Genomic DNA, 6,662 nt, shown 5'->3' with positions numbered 1-6,662 from the left:
TAGCAGTATATATCCCTACCTTTAGCAGTATATATCCCTACCTTTAGCAGTATATATCCCTACCTTTAGCAGTATATATCCCTACCTTTAGCAGTATATGTTTATCTCGTTTTCTTCTTTATTTCCTACAAAAAAAAATATATAGTAAATTAATAAAAATTTTATGGTCTAATAATGAGTAAAAATATAGTCGTAAAAGCGAATATCTTGATTGAGGCAAGCTACAAACTTGATTTGGTAGAAATGCGCTTAATACTTTTAGCAATTATTGAAGCTAGAGAAAGTAAAACATTGATTGATGCTAACTCTCTGATAAAAATATCAGCTAAAAAGTATGCAGAAATGTTTGATATTAGCCTCAAAAACTCTTATTCCATGCTACGAGGGGCTTGTAAAACCCTGTTCGACAGACAATTTTCATATGTGGATTGGGATTTTGATCTATTAAGTGAAGATACTTCTAAAATCTTTTTTACTTCTCGATGGGTATCTAAGGTAGGTTATAAGCCAGGTTTTGTTTACTTATCTTTTGCTCCTGATGTCATACCATTAATAAGTCGCTTAGAAAAAGAATTTACGCGTTATGACCTTCTTCAAATAAGTAAGTTTTCTAGTATTTATGCTGTTCGGATTTATGAAATATGTATGCAATGGAAGATTGCTAAAAAGTTTTATATTTCTCTCTCTGATTTACGAAATACATTAGGTTTAACAGAAATAGAACTTTCAAGAATTGATAACTTTCAAAAGAAAGTCCTTGAAGTAGCAAAAGATCAAATTAATGAGTCTTCGGACATAACTATTGATTATAAAACCAAAAAGTCTGGAACCAAGATAACTGGCTTTGAGTTCACAATAAGATCCAAAACATCACAGCCAATTAAAATGGAAATCGCCTTAAATGATAAACAAATTCTTTTGTTCTCAAATAAGCTAGTTCATGAACCTTCATTTGCTTCAAAGTACAGCAAAGTTGGTGAAAGTTATGATGACTTCGCTATAAGAATTTCTGAAAATTTAACTATTCCTGATAAGGTTCAGGAATACTTACCCTATCTAGAAAAAGTCGGGTTCAATACTGCTTAAAATATAGACTTGTCGTTTTGTCTATTAGACAGTCTAATAGACAAGACATTTTTACAAGATTAGGCATCACTTTACATCATGAAAAGCCTTTCAGTTTTAGAGTTATCCAAGCTTTACAATATCAATAGACAGACCATCTATAATCAGATAAACAAAGGAATTTTAAGTAAAAATTCTGATAATAAGATTGATTTCTCAGAAGCCATCCGTGTATTTGGTGAACCTGCAAGAAAACAGGATGTAAAAGAGCCTGTAAAAATAGACAGTCCAACTTCGGCAGAAGTTTTATTGCTTAGACAGCAGATAGATATGCTCAAAAATCAGCTTGATGATGCCAAAGATCGGGAATCTTTCTATCAAAACCAAATTGAAACGATGCAACGCCTATTAGAAGCCCCAAAACCTAATATGACTACGTTTACCGATCAAGAATTAGTGCAACCCAGCATAGTCAAACCAGATCCCGAACCTGACACAGCAGAAGCTAAACATGACGGATTGACTACTCCAGAGCGGAGGGAAAATAAGCGGATTCCAGTGCCGGAGCATGTTGAACAGGAACCGGAGAAAAGGGGCTTTTGGAGCCGTTTTTTTAGACCCTATGATTAACCACGATTGTTAAACTGATATGAACAAAGTCGTGAAACATTGATCAAAGAATAGGCGTGGAACGTGAAAAATCATAAAAAAAGCCCACCTTGGGGAAGATGAGCTATAAACTAGAAACTACAGCATTGATTTCTAAAGAAAATTATAACGCATTTCGTATAACGCGTATTATGTTAATTTTAGATAAACTATAGAATCCATTAGTTTTTAAACCAATAAATTAAATATTTTATGGAACTCCAGAATATTTATTCAGGCGATACTTAAGCAATAAGGGTAGGGTGATTACATAAAGTATTGCAGCTAATGCCCATACCATTCCAGGAGCTGATGCCTGAGTCATAAAATAGAGGCTAGTAACTAATACAGGACCAATTATAGCCCCCAGACTATTAAAACTGCTTAATAGCCCTTGTAATTCACCTTGTCTTTCATCACTAATACCTCTGGACATCATTGCTTGCAAAGCAGGAACGGCTACTCCACCAAGGGCAAACAATGGTAACAACGCAAAAGGCACCCATTCTTCAACAGCAATAGATAAAAGAAGTAAACCAATTGCATCGCAAGCTATTCCACATAACAACGTATTTTTCTCTCCAAACCTCTTTACCATAGGGGCGATAGCAAAAGCCTGTGCAATAGAATGGCATATTCCATAACTAGCAAGGGAAACACCTGCAATAAATATACTCCAGCCATAACGATCCTGCCCATAGATAACCCATAAAGTTGCGGGGACTTGTGAAACCAATGTGATAATTAAAAAGATACCAAGCAATGGAGCCATATTAGGTTGAGTGATCAAATAGGATAATTTCTTTAATATTGATTGCTCCTGAACCTTCTCAGTCATTTTATTGCTGTGTTTTGATTCTTTTAATAAGACTGCTGTCATTATTAAATTAATCCCATTCATAAAAGCAGCAGCAAAGAACGGTGCATGTAAGTTCCATTCACCCAAAACTCCACCTATTACCGGACCCGCTATAAACCCAATACCAAAGACAGCTCCAAGGAGACCAAACCTTTTTGCACGCTCATGGGCTGGAGTAATATCTGAAACATAAGCTGTTGCAACAGCCATGTTGGCACCTGTAATTCCCGCAAAAATACGACCAATATATAGCCACAATAGAGAAGGAGCAGCAGCCATTAGGAGATAATCAGCCGTTGCACCAGCAATTGAAATAATTAATACAGGTCGACGTCCAAATCGGTCACTCAACGCTCCAAGGATAGGTGCAAAAATGAACTGCATCAGAGCATACACAGCTAATAAAGCACCATAGTGAACACCGCCTGCTTCAGCTCCAGCCAATGACCGTAATAATTCAGGCAAGATCGGCATAATTAAACCAATCCCAACAGCATCCAGAAATATAGTGATTAAAATCACGCTCAATGATTTCTTCACAAATGCCTTCTCTAGCAATGATAGAATTAATATTCTCTCACACACTCCCTATCAGTGATAGATTTATGAGTAAAAAAGATATTGCACCTCAACGTCTGACACGTGAAATAGTCCTGCGTACCGCATTGGATATGTTGAATGAAGAAGGCATAGATTCAATAACCACACGCAAGCTAGCTCAACGATTGGGTATTAAATCTCCAACTCTATATTGGCATTTCAAGAATAAATCCTTGTTAATGGAAGCAATGGCGGAAACCATTATAAATGAACACCATTTAGTTTCTTTACCCATCGATGGGATGACATGGCAAGATTGGTTGCTCGCTAATTCTGTAAGCTTTCGTCGAGCACTACTAGCTTACCGTGATGGTGCTCGTCTACATGCAAGAACTAGCCCCAGTCAAGGACATTTCAACACGATTGAGGCCCAAGTTGCGCTGTTATCTCATGCTGGGTTTTCTCCTGTTGAAGCAGTTGCATTACTTATGACATTAGGAAGGTTTATTGTTGGGTGGGTCCTTGAGGAGCAGCAAGAAGAAATAAGATCAGACCCACCATTCGAAGCCGATCCAACTATATATCCACTCATGCTCCAAGGAGTGAATACCTTACAAAATATGAATGCGGATGACATTTTTGAAAATGGGATTCGTATGGTGATTATCGGTGCTGAAAGACAACTTGATATTAAAATGCAAACTTAACTCTATACTGCTTTAAGCAACTGTTCTATTTAGTAATAAAGCTTTTATCCTTAATTATTTAACATAATAGAGCTTATACGAAATGCACTATAAAAATACGTTGTTTTTCATATAGTTAAAAATTTTTGACTGACCTCGAAAACAGCAAAAAGCCGACTTAGAAACAAGTCGGCTTTTTTATGAGCATATTTGATACTTCTTGCCAATAAATACGGTTAATATTTAATCAAAATGAAGCTTTAGTGTGTGTTATCAACCCACTCAGGACTTAAATCATCCCCAATTTCTGCGGACAACTCTTGGGATAAAAATAGGCCAACTATGTAAGCTAAAACTTACATAAATTTAAGGATTTTGCGGATTGGTAATTCAATGCATTAATCCTATGATGGCTATATAGGGAACAGGATGTTTCCAGAAAAACAAGAATAAGAAAGTAGCGCAAGGAATGGGCAGCACGAGATCAGCAAGACGAGCAACCCAATCTAAAAAAGCCCGACAGGATGTCGGGCTTTTTTACTATAAATTAGATATCTATATTAGTTAAACGTTCTAATTGATTTAACCAATTATTAAAACCAACACATTTTTCTCTCATTTCATTAATACCAACATCTAGCGCAATTAGAGATCCCAAAAATACTTTGTCGTATCCACGACTTAAGTTTTTGAGTCGTTTGCTTGGAGCTGTTTGAGGACTATTATTAATATGTTCGGGCGTATCAAATTCATTAATAATAGTTTCTACAGAAGATAAACTTACTCCCAGATTTGAAGCTATTGCTTCACTAGCAGAGAATAATAACCCTTCAAACTCATACATTTGCACGTAAGGTATGAATCTTCTAATTTTGTTTTCACCTAGATCATCAGATAATTTTTGTAAAAATGCATCTTCTAAGACTTGTTTTTTACTATTTAAATTAGTATGCCCTAAAGCTATTTGTTTTCCTGGGAAATCTGGATGGAGGCCATAGAAATCGAAAAATGTAGTGCAATATGCTTCTTCATCATTTAATCGATTTTCAATATCCGTTTTCATTCTACTATATTTAACATTACCACCTTTATGACCCGGCCTACCAATTAGAGCTGGATATAAATAAATTCCTTTACGGCTAAAATCAGGCATAAGAACTTCATTAATAAAGGTTTCTTCTGTTTGACCTTCACAGATAATATGAACTCTTACCATGCTGTAGGTCTCCCACCCAAAATATTTTTTTCCCACAATTCGCCTGTAGAATAATCTTCTAACCAGCCTTCATATTCTTGTATCTCTAATTTTTTAAACTTAGTACCGTCCTTATCTCTTTCTACAATAATTAAATCTTCAAGTTCAAATTGATCAACCAATGGAACTGATTGAGTAGAAATAATAACTTGCATCCTTTCTGAGGCAGATTTCAACAATCCCCCCAATAAAGTTATGGCATAGGGATGTAAGCCTAATTCAGGCTCATCAATAATTATAGTTGTTGGTGGATCAGGCTGTAATAATGCTGTAGCCAAGCATATGAATCTTAAAGAACCATCAGAAAGCTGACTAGGCCATAATTTATAATCACTGTCTTTTTGCTTCCAAATGAGTCTTAATTGTTCTTCACCAGTTGGAAGTTCCTTTGGTTCTAAAACAAAGTCATCAAAATACGGAATTGCTAACCCTATAACTTTTACTATTTTTTTGTAGTGAAGTTCATTTTTCTCTCTCATCTCATATAAAAATGCTGCTAGGTTTTCTGCTGAGGGTCTTAAATAAGCATTATCATGTACAGAACAAGCCCTTTTTACAGCGGCTGTATCGCTAGTATCATGAAAGTGATATATACGCCATTTTTTGATGGCATCATAACAATACATTGAGATTGGATCTTTTTCTTTAACGTATTTAGGCAATAGCGCTTCTGTATGGCCACTACCTAATAGCTTTCTACTAGTAAAATTACCAGCAAAATATGTTCTTTCTTCCTCAAAATATAATTCACCATTAACAGTAGGTTTTAAGGTCAAAAGATAACCATTATTCCCAAAATACACCTCTGTTGATATTGCATCAGTATATTTAATTCCATCACAAAGAAGTCTCTCTGCTCCCCCTTGTTGAGAAACAAATATTTGTAATTTTCTATCTAAGATGGCGCTTAACAACCTAAAATAAGAGACTAGATTACTTTTACCAACCCCATTTGCACCAATTAAAACATTTAGGTTTTTTAGCTCAAGATCCACATTTTTCAATGATTTATAGCCAGAAATCTTAAGGTGCTTAATAGGTCTACTCATTTTACTAATACCTTAAAAATTGCGTAATGTTATTATTTTAAACTGCTAATTAAAACTTTAATTACTTAATATCGTATTTTACTACTTTCATTTAACATAAAATCTCTTATGCGAAATTTAGGTCTTATCCCAAATAAATCCATTAAAAAGATCTTTATCTTTCTGCCTATTTTCTTCGGTCTTATTTTCCGTATTTAAAAATTGCTCAAAATCGACTAATTGCTGCTTAAAAGATTCATTATTTTTTAACTTATTCAGCGCCCAAGCACCCAGTAGAATTTTACGTCTAGTATCATCTTTACGTTGCTGATCAGAAACTTTCTTTTTTTCACGTGCAATGGCAGCTTTTTTCTGTTCTTTTAGCTGTTTTAAACGCTCTTCTTGCTTTGCAATTTTTTGCTCTAAATTATCAACACTCATACCATCACCGTATCAAGGAATCCCCCTCAAGCATAGGTCTGTTTGAATTGAAATTCAAGACATCCCATGCTATCGTGGTTTTCCCGAAGGGCGCACTTAGCCATTGGATTTCATCCAATGGTGCGACAAGGGGTAAATCC

The 6,662-nt window shown here is 35.3% G+C and carries 7 protein-coding genes; 3 read left to right on the top strand and 4 right to left on the bottom strand.

The window, feature by feature from the left end:
- The first annotated feature begins 174 nt into the window (after positions 1–174).
- On the top strand, positions 175–1,086 hold the full coding sequence (gene repM / locus ACK1JC_RS16695) for a replication initiation protein RepM (protein WP_004733876.1): 912 nt from the start codon (positions 175–177) through the stop codon (positions 1,084–1,086).
- Positions 1,087–1,164: 78 nt separating this feature from the next.
- Entirely contained in the window at positions 1,165–1,695 is a 531-nt protein-coding gene (locus ACK1JC_RS16690) for a plasmid replication DNA-binding protein (protein ID WP_071852199.1), read from the top strand.
- A 229-nt stretch (positions 1,696–1,924) separates the two neighbouring features.
- On the opposite strand, the gene tet(39) is transcribed toward ACK1JC_RS16690, so the two are convergent.
- Positions 1,925–3,112 (bottom strand): tetracycline efflux MFS transporter Tet(39), encoded by a 1,188-nt coding sequence (gene tet(39) / locus ACK1JC_RS16685; protein WP_004856455.1) that lies wholly within the window; start codon positions 3,110–3,112, stop codon positions 1,925–1,927.
- A 65-nt stretch (positions 3,113–3,177) separates the two neighbouring features.
- Between tet(39) and ACK1JC_RS16680 the strand changes: the two genes are divergently transcribed.
- Positions 3,178–3,819 carry a TetR/AcrR family transcriptional regulator C-terminal domain-containing protein gene (locus tag ACK1JC_RS16680; RefSeq protein ID WP_004787586.1) on the top strand — a complete coding sequence of 214 codons (642 nt, stop codon included), beginning with the start codon at positions 3,178–3,180 and terminating at the stop codon, positions 3,817–3,819.
- 526 nt (positions 3,820–4,345) lie between these two features.
- Here ACK1JC_RS16680 and ACK1JC_RS16675 read toward each other — a convergent pair.
- From ACK1JC_RS16675 to ACK1JC_RS16665, 3 genes are all read right to left on the bottom strand, one after another.
- Complete coding sequence (locus ACK1JC_RS16675) at positions 4,346–5,014, bottom strand: DUF4276 family protein (RefSeq protein WP_151781635.1); 669 nt, start codon at positions 5,012–5,014, stop codon at positions 4,346–4,348.
- The gene (locus tag ACK1JC_RS16670) at positions 5,008–6,102 is read right to left on the bottom strand and encodes an AAA family ATPase (protein ID WP_151781636.1); all 1,095 of its coding nucleotides are present in this window, start codon (positions 6,100–6,102) and stop codon (positions 5,008–5,010) included. Before ACK1JC_RS16670 ends, ACK1JC_RS16675 begins: the two co-directional genes overlap by 7 nt.
- A gap of 117 nt (positions 6,103–6,219) precedes the next feature.
- Positions 6,220–6,522: a hypothetical protein gene (locus ACK1JC_RS16665; RefSeq protein WP_174761320.1), complete on the bottom strand. Its 303-nt coding sequence runs from the start codon at positions 6,520–6,522 to the stop codon at positions 6,220–6,222.
- Positions 6,523–6,662: the final 140 nt, after the last annotated feature.

It is taken from the genome of Acinetobacter sp. TY2, from assembly GCF_046269225.1.
GTDB lineage: Bacteria > Pseudomonadota > Gammaproteobacteria > Pseudomonadales > Moraxellaceae > Acinetobacter.
This window is presented reverse-complemented; position numbering and strand designations above follow the sequence as displayed.

What these genes read in the sequence shown, in the direction of transcription:
- repM (WP_004733876.1), top strand. Translation starts at nt 175, where the DNA reads ATGAGTAAAAATATAGTCGTAAAAGCGAATATCTTGATTGAGGCAAGC.
- ACK1JC_RS16690 (WP_071852199.1), top strand. Translation starts at nt 1,165, where the DNA reads ATGAAAAGCCTTTCAGTTTTAGAGTTATCCAAGCTTTACAATATCAAT.
- ACK1JC_RS16680 (WP_004787586.1), top strand. Translation starts at nt 3,178, where the DNA reads ATGAGTAAAAAAGATATTGCACCTCAACGTCTGACACGTGAAATAGTC.
- ACK1JC_RS16675 (WP_151781635.1), bottom strand. Translation starts at nt 5,014, where the DNA reads ATGGTAAGAGTTCATATTATCTGTGAAGGTCAAACAGAAGAAACCTTT.
- ACK1JC_RS16670 (WP_151781636.1), bottom strand. Translation starts at nt 6,102, where the DNA reads ATGAGTAGACCTATTAAGCACCTTAAGATTTCTGGCTATAAATCATTG.
- ACK1JC_RS16665 (WP_174761320.1), bottom strand. Translation starts at nt 6,522, where the DNA reads ATGAGTGTTGATAATTTAGAGCAAAAAATTGCAAAGCAAGAAGAGCGT.